The following is an 18,164-nucleotide window of genomic DNA, read 5'->3' as shown; positions in this document are numbered from 1 at the left end:
CTCAGGCCTGGACGGCGAAGCCGTCGGGGACGATGGGGTCGGTGAACGCGCCGGTGGCCGCGAACGCGATGGTCTCGCGCACCGCGTTGTCGGCGAGCCGACGCAGCTCGTTGCCCAGGGACCCGGCGATGTGCGGCGTGATGAAGGTGTTCGGCGTCGACCGCAGTCGGGCGTCCGGTGGCAGGCGTTCCGGCTCGGTGACGTCGAGGACGGCGGCCAGGTCGCCGCGGTCCAGGCGGTCGGCGAGGGCGTCCTGGTCGACGATCGCCCCGCGCGCGGTGTTCACGAGCGTGGTACCCGGCCGCATCCGCCCGATCACGGCACGGTCGACGAGCCCCCGCGTCGACGGCAGCAGCGGCGCGTGCAGGGTGACGACGTCGCTCGAGGCGGCGAGGGTGCCGAGGTCGACGGCGGTGACGCCGAGCAGCGCGGCCTCGTCGTCGTCCAGGTACGGGTCGCTCACGAGCACGCGGACGTCGTAGTCACGGAGCCGTTCGATGACGGCCCGCCCGACGCGCGAGGCGCCGACGACACCGACGGTCACGCCGTGCATGCCGACGACCGGCCACGAGCCCTCGACGTCGACCGGGGTCTCGTCCGAACGCAGCGCGGCGGCGCTGGCGAAGGCCCGCTTGGCGGCGAGCACGATCACCGCGACCGTGAACTCGGCGACCGGGACGGCGTTCGCGGCGGCGCTCGACGCCACGGCGATCCGTCGCTCCCACACGTCGGTGTCGACGACGGGCTTGACCGACCCGGCGGAGTGCACGACGGCGCGGAGCCGCGGCATCCGGTCCAGACGGTCCGCGGACAGCACGGGGCTGCCCCACCCGGTGACGAGCACCTCAGCGTCGGCGAGCAGCGGGAGGTCGCACGGGTCGTCCGGGTCGAGCGGACGGTCGGCGACCAGCCGGACGGCCTCGGAGGCGTGCAGGGCGGCGAGGTCGCCGGGGTCGAACACCCGGGTGAAGGTCGCCTCGGGCATCACGAAGGCGACGGGGACGGGCGAGCGGTGCGCGTGGCCGCGTGGGGCGGGGGGCACGGGCACCGCCGGGGGCGCGGGATGCGCTCGGGGCGCGGGCTGCGCTCGGGGCGCGGGCTGCGCTCGGGGCGTGACGGGGCGTGACGTCATCGTCGGACGGTTCCTCTCCGGGAGTACGGCGTCCCCATGCCAGCGTTCGGCGGTGTGCGGAGTCAAGCCGCGGGGCGCAAACGCTCACGAAGTGAACACGACGGGCGCGCGGATCGCGCGGATCGCGCGGATCGCACGGATCGCGCGTCGGCCGCTCACCGACCGGGGACGACCGCCGCGGTCGACGCCCGCACGCTCAACGTCGGCGCCAGGGTCATGTGCCGACGGGCGAAGCCGACCTGCGCCGTCGCCGAGATGCGCTCGAAGCACATCGTCGCCGCGAACCGGCCGACGTCGTTCTTCGGGGGCGCCACCGCGGTGAGCGGCACCCCGGCGAGCGCCGCGACCTCGTCGTCGTAGGCGACCACGGACAGGTCGTCCGGGATCGACAGGCCCATCTCGGTGACGGTCTCGACGAACTCGACGGCGTACTGGTCGGAGTGCACGAAGACGGCGGTGGTGCCGGTGGCGAGGCAGCGCTCGATGAAGGCCCTGGTCGCGGCCCCCACGCCCTGGTCGTCCGGGATGACCTGGACCGGGGCGTCGGGGTCGAGGCCGAGTTGCCGGACGGCGCGGTCGTACCCGGTGCGGAGCTGCGGGGTGGTCGGGGTGTCGAACACGGCCATGCCGATGCGGCGGTGCCCGAGTTCGGCGAGGTGGCGGACCGCGATGCCGGCGCCGGACTCGTGGTCGCTGCGGACGGACTCGAGCGCGGAGCCGACCGGCGCCTCGACCACGGAGCGTTCGACCACGACGACGGGCATCGGTGCGTGGTCGAGGAGCTCGAGGGTGGTGAAGGCGTCGGCGACGGTGGTGGTGACGAGCAGCCCGTCGACGCCCGCGGCGATGAGGCGTTCGACCTGCTGGCGTTCGCGGGCGGGTTCGTAGCGGGAGACGCCGAGCACGACGCGGCCGCCCAGGGCCTCGGTGCGTTCGGCGACACCGGCGACGATCTTCGGGAAGTAGTAGCCGGGGTCGGGGACGACGAGCCCGAGGGTGAAGAGCGCGCCGCTGCCGTCGGTCGTGTCCCGGTCGGGGCGGGGTGCGGGTCGGTGCGGTGCGCCCGCGGTGGGCAGGGTCTCGACGGAGACGGCGCCGCCGTGCACGCGCCGGAGCACGCCGCGGTCGGCGAGTTCGGACAGGTCGCGGCGGACCGTCATGGCCGAGATCCCCTCGCGCTCGGCGAAGTCCGAGGCGGACAGGGCCCCGTGCACGCGGAGCTCGGCGAGGATCCGTTCGTGGCGTCTGGTCGGGTGCATCGTCGCTCCCAGTGTTCGATTCGTGTGCGGGTGAATACCGCGGCTTGACCGTCATCATACGGACGCCACAGGATGACGAAACCCCCAGCCACGTGAGCAAAGGAGCCACATGAGCGCGACGCTGGTCGATCCGACCACCGAGCCCCGGACCACCCGGTCCGGCGGCGCCCCGGCCCCGCGGAAGGTCCCGTTCCTCGCTCGGCTGCGGCGCGACTACCCGCTGCTGCTCATGGTGGCGCCGGCGGTGGTCCTGCTGCTGCTGTTCGTGTACGTGCCGATGATCGGCAACGTCATCGCGTTCATGGACTACCAGCCGTACATCCCGATCGCCCAGAGCCCGTGGGTCGGGTTCACGAACTTCCAGCTGATGTTCGCCGACCCGGAGTTCTGGCGGGCGACGGTGAACACGCTGGAGATCACGTTCCTGCAGCTCATCCTGTTCTTCCCGGTGCCGATCGCGCTGGCCATCCTCATCCACTCGCTGGTGTGGCCGTGGCTCCGGGCGACGGTGCAGTCGGTGCTCTACCTGCCGCACTTCCTGTCGTGGGTGATCGTCGTGGGGTTCTTCCAGCAGTCGCTCGGGTCCGGCGGTGTGGTCAACCACACGCTGCGGCAGCTCGACATGGGGACCATCGGGATCATGAGCGACCCGGAGACGTTCAAGCTGCTGCTGACGTCACAAGTGATCTGGAAGGACGCCGGCTGGGGCACGATCATCTTCCTGGCAGCGCTCGCGGCGATCGACGACAACCTGTACGAGGCGGCGGCGATCGACGGGTCGGGAGCGTGGAGCCGGTTCTGGCACGTCACGCTGCCGGGCATCCGTCCCATCATCGTGCTCCTGCTGATCCTGCGGCTCGGCGAGGCCCTGTCCGTCGGGTTCGAGCAGATCATCCTGCAACGGAACGCCGTGGGGGCCGATGCCGCCGAGGTCCTCGACACCTACGTCTACTACCACGGCGTCGTCGACGGGAACTGGTCCACGGGCATCGCGGTCGGTCTGGTCAAGGGCCTGGTCGGGTTCGTCCTCATCATGGCGGCGAACAAGGCCGCCCACATGCTCGGTGAGCAGGGAGTGTATTCACGGTCATGAGCACCATCGCCCGTCCGGTCTGGGCCGGAAAACCCACACCCGTCGTCCTCGCACTCAAGGCCGTCGCGATCGTCCTGATCCTCGCCGTCGTCCTGTTCCCGTTCCTCATCGTCTTCTCGACGAGCGTGTCGAGCCAGGCGGACGTCACCGCTGCCGGCGGCTACGTCGTGTGGCCGAGGTCGTTCGACCTGTCCGCGTACGTGCAGATCCTGTCCGGCGGGGTCGTCACCCGCGCCGTGGTGGTCACGTTGCTCGTCACGGTCGTCGGCACCGTCATCAGTCTGGCGTCGACGGTGCTCGCCGCGTGGGCGCTCAGCCGACAGGGATCGCTGTTCCAGCGGCCGCTGCTGACCTTCGTGCTCATCACGTTCCTGTTCGCGCCGGGGATGATCCCGCTGTACCTGATGGTGAAGCAGCTCGGACTCCTCGACAACTACTGGGCGCTGATCCTGCCGAGCGCGTTCAGCGTGTTCAACATGGTCGTCGTCCGCGGCTTCATGATGAGCATCCCGCAGGAGCTCATCGACAGCGCGAAGATCGACGGCGCCGGCGAGTTCCGCATCCTGTGGCAGCTCGTCCTGCCGCTGTCCCGCGCGGTGATCGCCGTCGTCGGCCTGTTCTACGCCGTCGGCTACTGGAACGCGTTCTTCAACGCGCTGCTCTACCTGTCGGACTCGACGAAGTGGACGCTGCAGCTGGTGCTGCGCACCTACGTCCTGCAGGGCTCCAGCCTGGTCTCCGGCGCCGGGTCCGACGCCTCGATGCAGCCGCCGGCGGAGTCGATCCAGATGGCCGTCGTGATGATCGCGATCATCCCCATCCTCGCTGCCTACCCCCTGGTGCAGCGCCACCTCACCAAGGGCGTCCTGACGGGCGCCGTCAAGGGCTGACACGGCCCCACCACCCCACTGCCACCCGACGCTTCAAGGGAGAAGCCATGACCGACACCACCACCGGCGGCCTCAGCCGCCGGACCCTCATCTCCGGCGCCGCCTTCGGCCTCGTCGCCCTCGGCGCCGCCGGCAGCCTGACCGGGTGCTCCACCGGCGGCAACGCCGCGACCATCTCGGACCAGGTGGCCGCGCTGCCGACCTACGTCCCCATCACCAAGGGGCCGAAGCCCGACCTGCCCGGCAACGGCGTCGTCCAGCCCGTGTACTACTCGTACCCGCAGGACAGCGAGCTCTTCACCTCGGTCACCGGCAAGGTCGGCGACGGCGAGAAGACCACCGGGTTCGTCGTGACCTACGCGGCGCCGCCGCCGGCGCAGAACTCGTTCCTCGACTACGTCGGCGGACTGACGGACACCGAGTACGACCTGACGTTCGTGCCCGGCGACTCGTTCGCCGCGAAGTTCGCGACGATGACCGCCGGCAACGACATCCCGGGCATCGTCGAGTTCCTGACGTTCGCGATGCCGCCCCGGTTCCCGCAGCTGCTCGACGCGAAGTTCGCCGACCTGTCGGAGCACCTCTCCGGCGACGCCGTCAAGGACTACCCGAACCTGGCGAACATCCCCACCGCGTCGTGGCGGAGCGCCCGCATCAACGGGAAGATCTACGGCGTCCCCGAGCACCGGCCGCCGTTCGGGTCGGTGATGATCTGCCGCCCCGACCTCATCGAGCAGCTGACGGGCGCAGCACCGGCCCCGAAGGACAAGGACGAGTTCACCGAGCTGTGCACGGCCGTCACCGACGCCAAGGCCGGCCGGTACGCGATCGCCGGCCAGGGCGGGGCGAGCGGCGTCGACTGGGCGTACGACTTCATCGGCGCCACCTTCGGCGTGCCGAACCAGTGGGCGATGTCGAAGGGCGGCGAACTGACCCACAAGAACGAGACCGACGCGTGGCTCGAGACCCTCGCCTACGTCAAGAAGCTCTGGAACCTCGGCGTCTTCCACCCGGACACCCCCAGCCTCGAGAGCGCGAAGGCGAAGACGTACATCAACAACGGCACCGTGCTCATGCACCTCGACGGCATCTCCGCCTTGCTCGACGTGTCGATGCCGAAGGGGATCGTCACGGGCGGCATCGTGCCCTTCGGTGCGACGGGCGGCCCCGGTGCGAACTACCAGGGCACGTCGAGCTTCTCGTTCGCCGCCCTGAAGAAGACGACGCCCGAACGCATCAAGGCCCAGCTCCGGCTCATCGACTACCTCTCCGCGCCGTTCGGGTCGAAGGAGGCGTTCACGCTGACCCACGGCGAGAAGGGCGTCCACCACACCGGCAGCGGCCCGGACGCGACGCTGACGAAGGCCGGCGAGCAGACCATCAACGCCAGCGCGCTGTACCGACTCGGCGCCGGCCCGCAGGTGCTGAACACCGCGGTCCGCATCGACGAGCAGCTGCGGCAGTCGCACCAGTACCAGACCAAGACGCAGGACATGCTCGTGAAGAACCCGGTGGACGGCTTCTACTCCCCCTCGGCCGCGGCGACGGCGTCGGCGAGCACCGCGTTCAACAGCGTGTGCAACGACTACGTGCTCGGGCGGACGAACCTGGCGAAGGTGAAGGCCGCACGGGCGACGTGGGTGTCGGCCGCCGGGGACAAGATGCGCCGCGAGTACTCCGAGGCGATCGAGAAGCAGAGCTAGCCCGGGCGGCGGCTCGCACGCGTTCTGCGACGTTCCACGAGTCGATCACCGAGTGCTTCGTCGCACCATGCACACGCGTCCGATGCACGTGCATGGTGCGACGTTCCACGAGTCGATCGACGCGTGGATCGTCGGAACATGCACACGCATCGACCCCCGCGCAGGCGGTCAGGCGGTCAGGCGGTCCAGGCAGCCGGGTGCCGCCGCTGCCAGCGCAGCCGCCGCTCGAGCTGGGCCCCGATCGCGAGCAGCACCCGCTCGCCCCCGGGTCGCCCGATCAACTGGACGCCCATCGGCAGGCCGCCGCCGTCCGGATGGTCGTCGGCGGTGACCCCGACGGGCAGGGTGATCGCGGGCAGCCCGGCCACGTTCGCCATCGAGGTCCACGGCGAGTACGCGCACTGGCGGCGGAAGTCCTCGTCCGGGTCGTCGCCGTACCAGCCGAGCGGCCGCGGGGTCAGTGCGAGGGTCGGTGACAGGACGGCGTCGAACCGGTCGAACGCACCGATCAGCGTCGCCGAGAACGTGTCGAGCGCCGTCATCGCGTCGAGCACCTGCATGCCCGTGAGCCGCTGTCCCCGCTCGACGAGCCACGCCACCAGCGGCGTGAGCACGGTCAGGTCGATGCCGGGGACCATCGGCAGCCGCGCCGCGGAGCTCTCCCACGCCACCCGGAACGCGTCGGCGTACGGCGCCCGCGGCATCTGCACGTCCTCGACGCCGTGCCCCAGTTCGCCGAGCACCCGCGCAGCGGTCTCGACGGCAGCGCGTGCCGCGGGGTCGACCACGACGTCGACGGTGTCGTCCCACGGTGAGCCGTCGAGCAGCCCGACGACGAAGCGTCCCTCACCGCGGACGGCCGCCGCGGTGAACGGGCCGTCACCGCGGGACGGCGTGACCAGGGCGTACGGCGACGGTTCCGGCAGGCCGGTCGGCGCGACGAGGGCGTCGAGCAGCATCCCCGCGTCCGCGACGGACCGGGCCAGCGGCCCGGCGACGGAGAGCCCGCCGACACCGGAGCGACCGGGCATCGACGGCACCCGCCCGCGGCTCGGCTTCAGGCCGACGAGTCCGGTCGCGGCGGCCGGGATCCGGACCGATCCCCCGCCGTCGGACCCGACGGCCGCGGGCAGCAGCCCGGCCGCCACGGCGACCGCCGCCCCGCTCGACGACCCCCCGGGCGCGCGGGTCGTGTCGTAGGGGTTCCGCGTCACGCCGAACCGCGTCTCCGACGACGAGGACATCCCGAACTCCGGCGACGCCGTCTTGCCGAGGCTCACCGTGCCGGCGGCGTCGAGCGCCGCGACGAGCGGGTGGTCGGCCCCGGCAGGGCGCTCCGGCAGACTCGCGGTGCCGGAGCGCGTGGGGACCCCGGCGCGGTCGTACAGGTCCTTGTCGGCGGACGGGAGGCCCCACAACGGTCTGGACGTCGGCACCAGGTGCCCGAGACGGTCGGCTCTCGTGCGCGCGGCGTCCGCCGTGACCGTCACGAACGCACCGAGGGCCGGGTCGAGGCGCTCGATGCGGGTGAGGTAGTGCTCCGTCACCTCGAGCGCGGTCGCCTCCCCCCGGCGGATCCAGTCCCAGAGTTCCTGCGCGGCGAGGTGGTGGAGTTCGAACACGGTTCCCGAGCCTAGGCGGCGACGGCGCCGGTCGACCGTCAGTGCTGGTCGTACGCGTAGAAGCCGCGGCCGGTCTTCACGCCCAGGTGCCCCGCGTCGACGTACTGCCGGAGCAGCTGCCGCGGGCCCTCGGGCAGGTGCGGGTCCTCCGCCGCGTAGTGCTCCTCGATGTCCAGGACCACGTCGAGCCCCACCTGGTCCATCATCCGGAACGGCCCCGCGGGCGAACCGGTGTTCACCGCGAACATGGCGTCGACGTCCTCCGGCGTGGAGACCCCGTCGGCGACGACGGCCAGGGACTCGCGCTTGATGGCCGCCCAGATGCGGTTGAAGATGAACCCGGTCGACTCCTTGCGGGCGACGAACGGCCGGACGCCGTAGGTCGGCAGGACCTCGAGCAGCAGGTCGATGACCGCGGGGTCGGTCTCCCCGTCGCTCATCAGGTCGACGGCGTTCTGCGCCGGCGGCATGTAGAAGTGCATGTTCAGCACGCGCTCGGGGTGCTCGACCTCGTCGATCACGAGTCGGCTCGCGTACGACGACGAGTTGCTCGCCAGGATCGTGTCCGCCCCGACGGCGCGGTCGAGCTGCCCGAACACCGTCGTCTTGAGGTCGAGGCGCTCCGGGATCGCCTCGACGACGAGCCACGAACCGGCGACGGCCTCGTCCAGGTCGTCGAACGCGCGGACGGTGCCGACCGCGCCCCCGTACCGCGCCGCGGCGAGCGCCGGGAGCTCGCGCTCGACGTACTCGACGGCGGCCGTGCGGACCGGCTCGGCGAGGTCGTACACGCGGGACTCGCCGCCGGCGCTGGCGAACACCAGGGCGATGCGACGACCGAGGGTCCCACCGCCGATCACGGTGACGGGTCGGTTGCGGATGTCGGTCGGCAGGGAGAAGCCCATGGTGTCCTTCGTTCTCGGGTGTACGTTCGATACACAACGTACTCAGTACGGAACGTATCGCAACTCGACAAGGAGTTCCCATGCAGGCCTCGGACGTCCTCCGCCACGCCACCACCCCCCTCACCGGGCCGGTCTACCCGCTGCGCCCGACGCGCTTCACCGATCGCGAGTACTTCAACGTCGTGTACCGGACCGACCCCGACGCCCTCCGCGCCGTCGTGCCGGAGCCGCTGCAGGTCGACGCGCCGCTGGTCCGGTTCGAGGTCATGAAGATGGGTGACGTCGACGGCTACGGCCCCTACGTCGAGTCCGGTCAGACGATCCAGGTCACCCACGACGGCGAGGTCGGCGAGTACCTGCACGCCATGTACCTCGACAACTCCGCGGCGACGCTCGCCGGTCGCGAACTGAGCGCCTACCCGAAGGTGCTCGGGACCCCGGGGTTGCGCGTCGACCAGGGCGCCCTCGTCGGCACGCTCGACCGCGGTGCCGAGCGTGTGGCGACGGCGACCATGGCGTACCAGTGGGAACCGATGGACCCGGTCGAGGCCGCGGCGCAGATCACGGTGCCGACCTGGATGGTGAAGCTCGTCCCCGACGTGACGACCCTGGGGCTGCGCGCCGCCGACCTCGTGCGGACCGAGATCACCGACATCGTCGTGAAGGGGGCCTGGACCGGGCCCGCGCGCCTGCAGCTGTTCGAGCACGCCCTCGCGCCGATGGCCGACCTGCCGGTGCTCGAGGTCATCAGCGCCTCGCACGTCCTGACCGACCTGACGCTCGCGCCGGTGCGGTCCGTGCACGACTACCTGGCCGACCCGCGCCGGTCGGACGACGCCTCCTAGGATGAGCCGATGTCCCCACGAGTGAGCGACGACACCGCCGCACCCGCCCGCCACACCCGGCGGCGCAGCAGCACCCGCGCGGAGCTCGTCCGCGCGGCCGAGGCGCTGTTCGACGAGACCGGCTCGGCCTCGGCCAGCGTCGAGGCGATCGTCGCGCGTGCGGGGTTCACGCGCGGCGCCTTCTACTCGAACTTCGCGACGACCGACGAGCTCTTCTTCGCGGTGTACGAAGCGCAGGAGGCCGTGGTCGTCGAGCGGCTCGAGGACGGCTTCCGGGCCGCGCTCGGCACGACCGACCCGCAGTCCGTCGACGCGATCGTCTCCGGGGTCCTCGGCGGCCTGCCCCCCGAGGGCAAGTGGTACGCGATCCGCTCGGTCCTGCTGTCCCGGGCGCGACACGAACCCGAGCTCCGGGCACTGCTCCGAGCGCACACCGACGCCTTCCACGCGGCACTCGAACCGCTGCTCGTCGAGTCGGTCACGGCACAGGGCCGGCGACTGACCGTCGCTCCGGACGTCTTCACCCGGGCGGTCGTCGCCGCGCACGTCGGCGCGGTCAGCCAGACGGTGCTCTACGACGACGCCGCGACCATCCGCGTCGCCGCGGTGCGGGGCGCACTCCTCGGACTCAGCGAGCCGGCGCGCGAGCCCGACGGTGCCGACGACACCGACGACACCGACGACACCGGAGGTACAGCGTGATCGTCCCCGAAGCCGCGGTCCCGCTGTTCCTGCGGGCCACGCACGCGAACGCGCCGTTCGTCACCGAAGCGGGAGCGCACCGAGCCGTCCGCCGACAGGCCCTCCGCCCCGAGCCGTTCGGACCACCGAAGCGCCTCCGGCCCGACGTGCGCGTCGACGTCCACCGGCAGGGTGGCGCCCCGGTGTACACCGTGACGCCGAGCCGCCAGCCACCGCTCCGCGACGTCGTGTACGTGCACGGCGGCGGGTGGGTCCACGAGATCGCCCCGCAGCACTGGGCGCTCATCGCCCAGCTCGCCGCCGAGGCGCGCGCCACCGTGACCGTCCCGATCTACCGACTCCTGCCGGACGGCAACGCACGGCAGGCGCACGACCTGGTCCTCGACGTCGCACGCCGCGTCATCGACCGGCGCGGACGGGTGCAGCTCGCCGGCGACTCCGCCGGTGGGCAGATCGCGCTGTCCGTCGCCCAGACCTTGCGCGACCAGGGCGTCCCGTCGCTCCGGACCGTCCTGGTGTCACCTGCGCTCGACCTCGGCTTCTCGAACCCGCGCATCCTCCAGGTGCAGCCGAGCGATCCGTGGCTCGGTCGCGACGGGGGCCGTGTCCTCGGTCGCCTGTGGGCCGACGGCCTGTCGATCGACGACCCGGTCGTCAGTCCCCTGGCCGGTTCGTTCCACGGCCTCGGCCCGATGCTCGTCCACACCGGGACCCACGACGTGCTGAACCCCGACGCGCACCTGCTCGTCGAGGCCGCCCGGGCCGCGGGCGTGGACGTCACGCTGCGCGAGCGCCCCGGCGCCCTGCACGTGTTCCCCCTGCTGCCGACGCGCAGCGGACGAGCAGCACGGCAGGAGATCGTCAGGGCCGTCCGCGGCGCCTGACCGTCAGCGCAGGACCCGGCCGGCGCGTGCCCGTGACGGCCACGGCGGCGGACCGCCGGCCGTCCTGCGCGACGCGGGGCGGGCCTCCCGGTCGGACAGTCAGACGCCCAGGTGGGCGGCGAGCACGTCGCGGACGCTCGTCCACCCGTGCGGACCGTAGCGGTCGTCGTCGACGTGGTGGAGCTCCGCCTCGCCGCTGAACATGCTCACGAAGTACTGCATGCCCTGCCAGGCCGGGAACGGTTCGGCGTCGTCCTTCGACAGTCGACGGCCGATCCGTGCCATCGCCGACAGCGTGCCGGTCGTCCCCGCCCACTGCAGCCGGAACGGGGTGCCGGTCAGTCGGGACATCGTGTCGGCGATCGACCGTGCCGTCACGCGGTCACCGGCGACCTCGACCACACGGGGTGCGTCCGCGTCGACTGCGACGAGCGCCGTCACGCGCGCGACGTCGTCCTTCGTGGTGAAGTCGAGGACCTGGTCGGCCGACGACCAGTAGAGCACCCGCTGGCGGTCGAACAGGATCAGCGGCGCCTGACCGGTGAGCATGTCCGTGAACGCCCCGTTCAGCACCGAGGTCGCACGGATCGGCGCAGCGTCGAGGGCGGCGGCGAACTCGCGGCGGAGCTCGAAGTTCCGGTTCGAGCCGGGCGTGATCGAACGGTAGTCGGCGGCGTAGTCCGAGGGGATGAACCGCGGGACGCCGGCCTGGACCGCGGCGTCGAGCAGGGCGCGCTGGGCGTCCACGATCACGGCACGGGTACCGCTGACCGTGGACACGACGACGTCGACCCCGGCGAGCGCCGTGACCAGCGCCGGTGCGTCCGTGTAGTCCGCGGTGACGACGTCGATGCGGTCGTCGTCGGCGAACCGCCGCTGGGCGCCGGTGCTCGACGGGCGGGTGAGGACGCGGACGCGGGTGTCGTGCTGCAGGAGCTCGCGGACGATGCGTCCGCCGAGGTCTCCGGTGGCGCCGGCGACGAGGACGGTGGTGGTCATGGCGGCCACGCTACGGGTGCGCGGGTGCGGCGGGTACAGGTGCGGAGTCCACGTATCCTGCGGAGGTGGACACGACTCTCCCCTCCGGCACGACGAAGCGCCGGATCGAGCTCCGGCTCGCTCGCCCCCTGCTCACCTGGTTCGCCCGCCCGACCGTCACGATCGACGGGGTCGGCCACCCGGCGCAGTGGGGCACCGGCACGTGGGCGGTCGCCGACGACGGCCGGACCGTGATCGGGGTGTACCTGTTCAACCGGGCATGGCGCTTCGGCGCGGCGACGGTGACCGTCGGCGGTGCCGAGGTGCTCGAGTACCGCGCGGGTGTGCTGCCCGTCGGCGCGGGGCGGTTGGCGCCCCTGCCGGTGCCGGGCCTGCCGGGCCTGCCGGGCCTGCCGGGCCGAGGTTCGCGCTGAGCGACACTCCACGCGGCGCGGGTCCCGAGGAGTGTCGCTCAGCCCGAGACCCGGGCCCAGCGCCCGGCCAGGCCCGGCCCGGCCCGGCCCTACTCGTGCTCGATGTCGGAGAACAGGCCGGTGAACGTGGCACCCGTGCCGCCGAGCTGCTGGAAGAACGCCCCGGCCTCGGCGGTCGCCACTGCGTCGGAGGCATCCCCGTACGAGGCGAAGTACAGGTCGAGGGTGCGGTGCGCCGGTGTGGGCGTGCCGTCCTCCTTCGGCCAGACCTTCGCCGCCTCGAGCCGCTGCAGGCCGGGCAGCTTCGCGGCGAGTGCCTCGAGCTCCACGTAGGACTGCTCGAACGCCGACGGGTCGGCCGGGTTGTCGATGATCAGGGTGATCTTCGTGGTCATGGTGTGCTCCTGCGGGTGTCGGTGGGACGGGTGACGGTGCAGCGCCCACTCCACTCCGTTCCACGCACCGCTGCCCGGGATCGGCTACTCGAACATCTCGGCGAGGAGTGCGTGCGGGTCACCGTCGACGACGTGTGCCGAGGGCGGCTCCGGCCAGTGCGTCGTGCCGTCGTCCGGCCAGCACGGCACGACGTGGAAGTGCAGGTGCCGCACGCTCTGCCCGGCATCGGCGCCGGAGGCCTGCAGCACGACGGTGCCGGTGGCGCCGAGTGCGCCCCGCATCGCCCGTGCGACACGCTGCGCGAGCGCGACGGTGGCGGCCAGTGCCACCGGGGCGGCACCGAGCAGGTCGTCGGCGTGCTCGACCGGTGCGACGAGGGTGTGCCCGGGTGCGAGCGCGGACCCGGGCAGCGGCGCGAACGCGACGGCGTGGTCCTCGCGCTCGACCCACACGGCCGGTTCGTCGCCGGCGATGATCGCGCAGAAGACGCAGGATGCCATCCGTCCAGTGTGCTGCACCCGGAGCACCGGGCGTTCCGAGGGCGGTGCCGTGCGCGCGCCGCCGCGTGGGACGATTGGCGCATGACCGCCACGCTCGTCGCCAAGGGCCTGTCCGGCGGGTACGCCGCTCGCACGCTGTTCGACTCCCTCGACCTCACGGTGGCACCGGGCGACGTGATCGGCGTCGTCGGCGTGAACGGTGCCGGCAAGTCCACCCTGCTCCGACTGCTGGCGGGTGTCGACGAGCCCCTGGCGGGCACGGTGTCGCTCGCGCCGACCGACGCGTTCGTCGGCTGGCTCCCCCAGGAACACGAGCGGATCGCGGGCGAGACCGTCGCCGCGTACATCGCCCGCCGGACCGGCTCGGCCGAGGCGACCGAGGCCATGGACGCCGCGGCTGCCGCGCTCGGCGACCCGGACGCCGGCGACGCTGCCGCGGACCGCTACTCGACGGCGCTCGACCGCTGGCTCGCCGCGGGCGCCGCTGATCTGGAGGACAGGATCCCCGCCGTCCTGGCCGACCTCGGCCTCGAGACCGGAACTGATGACGACGGCGTCGGGCCGGACTCGCTCATGACCGCGCTGTCCGGTGGGCAGGCCGCTCGGGTCGGGCTGGCGGCGCTCCTGCTGTCGCGGTTCGACATCGTCCTGCTCGACGAGCCCACGAACGACCTCGACCTCGACGGGCTGGACCGGCTCGAGGGGTTCGTCCGGGGCCTCCGCGGCGGGGTCGTGCTCGTCAGCCACGACCGGGAGTTCCTTGCGAGGTCGGTGACGAGCGTCCTCGAGCTCGACCTGGCGCAGTCGTCCAACCGGCTGTTCGGCGGCGGCTACGACTCGTTCCTCGAGGAGCGCGAGATCGCCCGGCAGCACAAGCGCGACGCGTACGAGGACTACGCCTCCACCAAGGCCGACCTGGTCTCCCGCGCCCGTACACAGCGCGAGTGGTCGAGCCAGGGCGTGCGCAACGCCATGAAGAAGGCCCCGGACAACGACAAGATCCGGCGCAAGGCCGCCTCGGAGTCGAGCGAGAAGCAGGCGCAGAAGGTCCGCCAGATGGAGTCCCGCATCGCGCGGCTCGACGAGGTCGAGGAGCCCCGCAAGGAGTGGCAGCTCGAGTTCACGATCGGCAGCGCGCCCCGGTCCTCGGCCGTCGTGGCAACCCTGTCCGACGCCACCTTCACGCAGGGCGACTTCACGCTCGGCCCGGTGTCGTTGCAGGTCGACGGCGGCGACCGCATCGGCATCACCGGACCGAATGGCGCCGGCAAGTCCACGCTGCTCCGGGCACTGCTCGGCAAGCAGGCGCCGACGACCGGCACCGCCTCGCTCGGGTCGAGCGTCGCCGTCGGCGAGGTCGACCAGGCCCGTGCGGCCTTCACCGGCGACCAGTCGCTCGCCGCGGCGTTCGAGGCGATCGCGCCCGAGTACACCACCGCCGACGTCCGGACGCTGCTCGCGAAGTTCGGGTTGAAGGCCGACCACGTCGGACGGCCCGCGTCGGCGCTCTCCCCCGGCGAACGGACCCGCGCCGGACTGGCGCTGCTGCAGGCCCGCGGGGTGAACGTGCTCGTGCTCGACGAACCGACGAACCACCTCGACCTGGTGGCCATCGAGCAGCTCGAACAGGCACTGGAGTCGTACGACGGCACCCTGCTGCTCGTCACGCACGACCGGCGCATGCTGGAGACCGTCCGCCTCGACCGGCAGTGGCACGTCGACGCCGGCCGGGTCACCGAACGCTGACGACACCAGGAGCACACACCCAGACGACGAGCGCACGCTGGACCAGGAGCACAGGGGGATGCCGATGCGACGCAGGGGCTGGATCGCCGTGGTCGGGGCTGCTGCTGCGCTCGCCGTCGCGGCCGCCGTCGTCGTCGGGGTGACCGCCGACCGGCCGGACGCCGACCCGACCCACGTCGCACGGGCCACACCGACCGCGACGCCGACGCCGACCCCCACCCCGACGCTCGCGGCCGTCCCCCGAGCACCGTCGGCCGCCGCCCTCGCCGCCCTGCCGTTGGCGTTCCACGACGGCGTCGTCCCGGAACTGCTCGACGGCGGGGACGTCCGCCCCGCCGACACCTGGCAGATCGCCACCCCACGGCACGACCTCGTGGCCCTGTACGCCAGCCCGTCGAGCCGCGCCCGCCCGGTGGCCACGCTGTCGCACCTGGTGTCGACGATCGACCTGCCCGCCGCCACCGCTGTCTGGGGCCGGTCGCCCGGTGTCGACGGCGGCATGCTCCTCGTCTCGACCCCGGCCCGGAACCGCACCCCGGGCGACGGCGGTGACCCGGACGCGCCGAGCGCCACGTTCGCCTGGGCACGGGCCGCCGACTTCACCGTCGCCGACACCGACCGGATGATCCGCGTCGACGTCGCCCGGAGCACGGTCTCCGTCGTCACCCGGAGCGGCCAGGTCACCGCGACCGAGGCGGCCCGGCTCGGCACCCCCGAGGACCCCACGCCGTCCGACACCGCCACCTACGTCGAGGCGGCGTACGTGGACACCCGCGTGACCTACACGCAGGGCAACCCGATCATCCTGACCGGGGCGCACTCGTCGCGGATCCCGTCGTACGGCGGCAACGCGGCACTGACGGCGCTGCACTACTACCCCGACCCGACCGGCAGTTCGCACGGGTGCGTGCGGATCTCGGCGGAGATGACCCGCACCCTCGCCGCCCTGCCCGTCGGCACCCCGATCCGGTTCAGCTAGCGGCCGCCGCCGAGCCCGAGCCGCTCGACGACCTCGGCGCTCTCCTCCTCCGGAGTGCGGTCGGCCGCGATCGTCAGGTGCGCCTCGTCGTCCTGCGGCGGCTCGAGCGTCGCGAGCTGGGACTGCAGCAGCGACGTCGGCATGAAGTGGCCAGACCGCTGCGACATGCGCTGTTCGATCAACGCGCCGTCACCGGCCACGTGCACGAACACCACGCCGGGCGCCCGCAGCACGTCGCGGTACGACCGCTTCAGCGCCGAGCAGGTCACGACACCGTGCGTGCCGGCGTCGAGGTGCCCGCGGATCCAGCCGGTGACGACGTCGAGCCACGGCCAGCGGTCCTCGTCGGTGAGCGGTGTGCCGGCGTGCATCTTGTCGACGTTCGCCTGCGGGTGCATGGCGTCGCCCTCGGCGAAGTCCCACCCGAGCTGCTCGGCGACCATCGCGGCGACGGTCGACTTGCCGGAACCGGAGACCCCCATGACGACCAGGACGCGCGCATCCAGAGCGGAGTCGCCGCTCATCGGATGAACACCCCGGCCAGCAGCACCCCGAGCAGACCGAGCACCGAGATGAGGCACTCGAGCACCGTCCACGTCTTGAAGGTCTGTCCCACGGTGGTGTTGAGGTAGCCCTTGACGAGCCAGAACCCGGCGTCGTTGACGTGCGACAGGAACACCGAGCCCGCACCGATCGCCAGCACGAGCAGCGAGGTCATCGGCGTGGACAGGTCGGCGGCGATCGGGGCCATGATGCCCGCCGCGGTGACGGTGGCGACCGTGGCGGAACCGGTGGCGACGCGCACCAGGGCCGACACGACCCAGGCGACGAGGAGCACCGAGACGCCGGAGTCCTTCACGGCGTCGGCGATCACACCGCCGATGCCCGTGTCGATGAGCACCTGCTTGAACCCACCGCCGGCACCGACGATGAGCAGCACCCCGGCGACCGGGGGCAGCGCGCTCTCGAGCGACTTCGCCACGGCGGACCGGTCCATGCCGCCGCCGATCGCGAAGAAGACCATCGCGTAGACCGCCGCGATGCCGATCGCGATCATCGGCGACCCGAGGAAGTCGAGCAGGCTCACCCACGAGCCAGCGGCGTCGGGCATCGTGGCCTCGCGGACGGCCTGGGCGAGCATGAGGACGACGGGCAGCAGGATGCCGATGAGCGCGACGGTGAACGACGGGCTGCGGGGCTCGCTGATGACGCGCGTGAAGTCGCTCTTGCCGTTGGGAAGGGACGCGGTGTCCTGCGTGGCGGGGCCGCGCCGGGCCTCCCGTCCGCCCGAGGCGGGGTCCTGCGGACCGGACGCCGACCCGGAGTCCGACCCGCGCGACCCGAACATGTCGGGAGCCGGGATGTCGACCCAGCGGGCCGCGAACTGGGCGAACACCGGCCCGGCCAGGATGATGACCGGGATCGCCAGCACGATGCCGAAGGCGAGCGTGGTTCCGAGGTTCGCGCCGACGGTCGAGATCGCGACGAGCGGGCCGGGGTGCGGCGGGACGAACGCGTGCATCGTCGACAGGCCGACCAGGGCGGGCACGGCGATCTTCATGATCGGCACGGAGCTGCGCTTCGCGACGAGCACGATGATCGGGATGAGGAGCACGAGGCCGACCTCGAAGAACATCGGCAGGCCGATCAGCGCACCGATCAGGGCCATCGTCCACGGCAGCGCGGCCTTCGACGACCTGCGCACCAGGGTGTCGACCACGCGGTCGGCGGCGCCGGAGTCGACGAGCATCTTGCCGAACATCGACCCGAGGCCGACCAGGATGCCGACGCTCGTCATCGTCGCACCGAAGCCGTTGCCGAAGCTCACGACGGCCTTGTCCGGCGCGAGCCCCGCACCGATGCCGACGCCCAGGGCACCGATCACGAGCGCGATGAACGGGTGCACCTTGAGCCAGGTGATGAGCGCGATGATCACGACGATGCCGACCAGGGCCGCGATGATCAGCTGCGGGATCGGCCCGGACGGGTCGACGGTCTCGGTGCCGCCGCCCTCGGCCGCGAGGACCGTGCCCACGGGGTGGGCGAGCAGGTGGACTGGAGCGTGAGGCATCGGTGCCCCTTCCTGGAGCCGCTGC

Annotated in this window: 18 protein-coding genes; 9 read left to right on the top strand and 9 right to left on the bottom strand. The window is 72.2% G+C overall.

The genetic code is table 11. The annotated features are described in order from the left end of the window. Position 1 precedes the first annotated feature (1 nt). Positions 2-1,042: a hydroxyacid dehydrogenase gene (locus tag EDF31_RS13315; protein WP_131846457.1), complete on the bottom strand. Its 1,041-nt coding sequence runs from the start codon at positions 1,040-1,042 to the stop codon at positions 2-4. A 245-nt stretch (positions 1,043-1,287) separates the two neighbouring features. Then, positions 1,288-2,391, bottom strand: coding sequence for a substrate-binding domain-containing protein (locus EDF31_RS13310; protein WP_131846456.1), 1,104 nt, complete (start codon positions 2,389-2,391; stop codon positions 1,288-1,290). Between the two features lie 109 nt (positions 2,392-2,500). Here EDF31_RS13310 and EDF31_RS13305 point away from each other — a divergent pair, with 109 nt between their 5' ends. The 3 genes from EDF31_RS13305 to EDF31_RS20020 are packed head-to-tail and all read left to right on the top strand — an operon-like array spanning position 2,501 to position 6,077. After that, the gene (locus EDF31_RS13305) at positions 2,501-3,484 is read left to right on the top strand and encodes an ABC transporter permease subunit (RefSeq protein WP_123294248.1); all 984 of its coding nucleotides are present in this window, start codon (positions 2,501-2,503) and stop codon (positions 3,482-3,484) included. After that, positions 3,481-4,374 (top strand): carbohydrate ABC transporter permease, encoded by an 894-nt coding sequence (locus EDF31_RS13300; RefSeq protein ID WP_123294247.1) that lies wholly within the window; start codon positions 3,481-3,483, stop codon positions 4,372-4,374. Before EDF31_RS13305 ends, EDF31_RS13300 begins: the two co-directional genes overlap by 4 nt. A 47-nt stretch (positions 4,375-4,421) precedes the next feature. After that, positions 4,422-6,077 (top strand): extracellular solute-binding protein, encoded by a 1,656-nt coding sequence (locus EDF31_RS20020; RefSeq protein WP_165901421.1) that lies wholly within the window; start codon positions 4,422-4,424, stop codon positions 6,075-6,077. 176 nt (positions 6,078-6,253) lie between these two features. Here EDF31_RS20020 and EDF31_RS13290 read toward each other — a convergent pair whose 3' ends face one another. Both EDF31_RS13290 and EDF31_RS13285 read right to left on the bottom strand, forming a co-directional pair. After that, positions 6,254-7,699 carry an amidase gene (locus EDF31_RS13290; protein ID WP_131846455.1) on the bottom strand — a complete coding sequence of 482 codons (1,446 nt, stop codon included), beginning with the start codon at positions 7,697-7,699 and terminating at the stop codon, positions 6,254-6,256. 38 nt (positions 7,700-7,737) lie between these two features. Continuing rightward, entirely contained in the window at positions 7,738-8,604 is an 867-nt protein-coding gene (locus tag EDF31_RS13285; RefSeq protein WP_131846454.1) for a 3-hydroxyacyl-CoA dehydrogenase NAD-binding domain-containing protein, read from the bottom strand. Between the two features lie 80 nt (positions 8,605-8,684). Between EDF31_RS13285 and EDF31_RS13280 the strand changes: the two genes are divergently transcribed. Genes EDF31_RS13280 through EDF31_RS13270 form a run of 3 tightly spaced genes read left to right on the top strand, consistent with a single transcriptional unit; the run spans position 8,685 to position 11,035 of the window. Beyond that, the gene (locus tag EDF31_RS13280; RefSeq protein ID WP_131846453.1) at positions 8,685-9,449 is read left to right on the top strand and encodes an acetoacetate decarboxylase; all 765 of its coding nucleotides are present in this window, start codon (positions 8,685-8,687) and stop codon (positions 9,447-9,449) included. 9 nt (positions 9,450-9,458) lie between these two features. Continuing rightward, positions 9,459-10,151 (top strand): TetR/AcrR family transcriptional regulator, encoded by a 693-nt coding sequence (locus EDF31_RS13275; protein WP_131846452.1) that lies wholly within the window; start codon positions 9,459-9,461, stop codon positions 10,149-10,151. Then, a complete protein-coding gene (locus tag EDF31_RS13270) occupies positions 10,148-11,035 on the top strand; it encodes an alpha/beta hydrolase (protein ID WP_131846451.1) in 888 nt (295 codons plus the stop codon). Before EDF31_RS13275 ends, EDF31_RS13270 begins: the two co-directional genes overlap by 4 nt. Before the next feature lie 99 nt (positions 11,036-11,134). Here the strand turns inward: EDF31_RS13270 and EDF31_RS13265 are convergent, their stop codons facing one another. Next, positions 11,135-12,034 (bottom strand): NmrA family NAD(P)-binding protein, encoded by a 900-nt coding sequence (locus tag EDF31_RS13265; protein ID WP_131846450.1) that lies wholly within the window; start codon positions 12,032-12,034, stop codon positions 11,135-11,137. 65 nt (positions 12,035-12,099) lie between these two features. Here EDF31_RS13265 and EDF31_RS13260 point away from each other — a divergent pair, with 65 nt between their 5' ends. Then, positions 12,100-12,447, top strand: a complete 348-nt coding sequence (locus EDF31_RS13260) for a hypothetical protein (RefSeq protein WP_131846449.1) — start codon at positions 12,100-12,102, stop codon at positions 12,445-12,447. A gap of 89 nt (positions 12,448-12,536) precedes the next feature. On the opposite strand, the gene EDF31_RS13255 is transcribed toward EDF31_RS13260, so the two are convergent. Then, complete coding sequence (locus EDF31_RS13255; protein ID WP_123294430.1) at positions 12,537-12,842, bottom strand: EthD family reductase; 306 nt, start codon at positions 12,840-12,842, stop codon at positions 12,537-12,539. Positions 12,843-12,926: 84 nt separating this feature from the next. After that, complete coding sequence (locus tag EDF31_RS13250) at positions 12,927-13,343, bottom strand: HIT domain-containing protein (RefSeq protein WP_123937737.1); 417 nt, start codon at positions 13,341-13,343, stop codon at positions 12,927-12,929. Between the two features lie 81 nt (positions 13,344-13,424). Here EDF31_RS13250 and EDF31_RS13245 point away from each other — a divergent pair, with 81 nt between their 5' ends. After that, the gene (locus tag EDF31_RS13245; RefSeq protein ID WP_131846448.1) at positions 13,425-15,089 is read left to right on the top strand and encodes an ABC-F family ATP-binding cassette domain-containing protein; all 1,665 of its coding nucleotides are present in this window, start codon (positions 13,425-13,427) and stop codon (positions 15,087-15,089) included. Positions 15,090-15,153: 64 nt separating this feature from the next. Then, positions 15,154-16,068 carry a L,D-transpeptidase gene (locus EDF31_RS13240; RefSeq protein ID WP_131846447.1) on the top strand — a complete coding sequence of 305 codons (915 nt, stop codon included), beginning with the start codon at positions 15,154-15,156 and terminating at the stop codon, positions 16,066-16,068. Here EDF31_RS13240 and EDF31_RS13235 read toward each other — a convergent pair. Next, a complete protein-coding gene (locus EDF31_RS13235) occupies positions 16,065-16,592 on the bottom strand; it encodes a gluconokinase (protein ID WP_131846446.1) in 528 nt (175 codons plus the stop codon). The two genes, EDF31_RS13240 and EDF31_RS13235, sit on opposite strands and share 4 nt — an antisense overlap. Further along, positions 16,589-18,139 (bottom strand): SLC13 family permease, encoded by a 1,551-nt coding sequence (locus EDF31_RS13230; protein WP_207896223.1) that lies wholly within the window; start codon positions 18,137-18,139, stop codon positions 16,589-16,591. The genes EDF31_RS13235 and EDF31_RS13230 overlap by 4 nt, the downstream gene beginning before the upstream one ends. Positions 18,140-18,164: the final 25 nt, after the last annotated feature.

Source organism: Curtobacterium sp. PhB142 (assembly GCF_004341255.1).
In the GTDB taxonomy this organism is placed as follows: domain Bacteria; phylum Actinomycetota; class Actinomycetes; order Actinomycetales; family Microbacteriaceae; genus Curtobacterium.
Note: the sequence above shows the minus strand (reverse complement) of the source record. Positions and strands in the feature narration are given on the sequence as shown.

What these genes read in the sequence shown, in the direction of transcription:
- EDF31_RS13255 (WP_123294430.1), bottom strand. Translation starts at nt 12,842, where the DNA reads ATGACCACGAAGATCACCCTGATCATCGACAACCCGGCCGACCCGTCG.
- EDF31_RS13285 (WP_131846454.1), bottom strand. Translation starts at nt 8,604, where the DNA reads ATGGGCTTCTCCCTGCCGACCGACATCCGCAACCGACCCGTCACCGTG.
- EDF31_RS13310 (WP_131846456.1), bottom strand. Translation starts at nt 2,391, where the DNA reads ATGCACCCGACCAGACGCCACGAACGGATCCTCGCCGAGCTCCGCGTG.
- EDF31_RS13245 (WP_131846448.1), top strand. Translation starts at nt 13,425, where the DNA reads ATGACCGCCACGCTCGTCGCCAAGGGCCTGTCCGGCGGGTACGCCGCT.
- EDF31_RS13250 (WP_123937737.1), bottom strand. Translation starts at nt 13,343, where the DNA reads ATGGCATCCTGCGTCTTCTGCGCGATCATCGCCGGCGACGAACCGGCC.
- EDF31_RS13240 (WP_131846447.1), top strand. Translation starts at nt 15,154, where the DNA reads ATGCGACGCAGGGGCTGGATCGCCGTGGTCGGGGCTGCTGCTGCGCTC.
- EDF31_RS13305 (WP_123294248.1), top strand. Translation starts at nt 2,501, where the DNA reads ATGAGCGCGACGCTGGTCGATCCGACCACCGAGCCCCGGACCACCCGG.
- EDF31_RS13265 (WP_131846450.1), bottom strand. Translation starts at nt 12,034, where the DNA reads ATGACCACCACCGTCCTCGTCGCCGGCGCCACCGGAGACCTCGGCGGA.
- EDF31_RS20020 (WP_165901421.1), top strand. Translation starts at nt 4,422, where the DNA reads ATGACCGACACCACCACCGGCGGCCTCAGCCGCCGGACCCTCATCTCC.
- EDF31_RS13275 (WP_131846452.1), top strand. Translation starts at nt 9,459, where the DNA reads ATGTCCCCACGAGTGAGCGACGACACCGCCGCACCCGCCCGCCACACC.
- EDF31_RS13280 (WP_131846453.1), top strand. Translation starts at nt 8,685, where the DNA reads ATGCAGGCCTCGGACGTCCTCCGCCACGCCACCACCCCCCTCACCGGG.
- EDF31_RS13235 (WP_131846446.1), bottom strand. Translation starts at nt 16,592, where the DNA reads ATGAGCGGCGACTCCGCTCTGGATGCGCGCGTCCTGGTCGTCATGGGG.
- EDF31_RS13300 (WP_123294247.1), top strand. Translation starts at nt 3,481, where the DNA reads ATGAGCACCATCGCCCGTCCGGTCTGGGCCGGAAAACCCACACCCGTC.
- EDF31_RS13230 (WP_207896223.1), bottom strand. Translation starts at nt 18,139, where the DNA reads ATGCCTCACGCTCCAGTCCACCTGCTCGCCCACCCCGTGGGCACGGTC.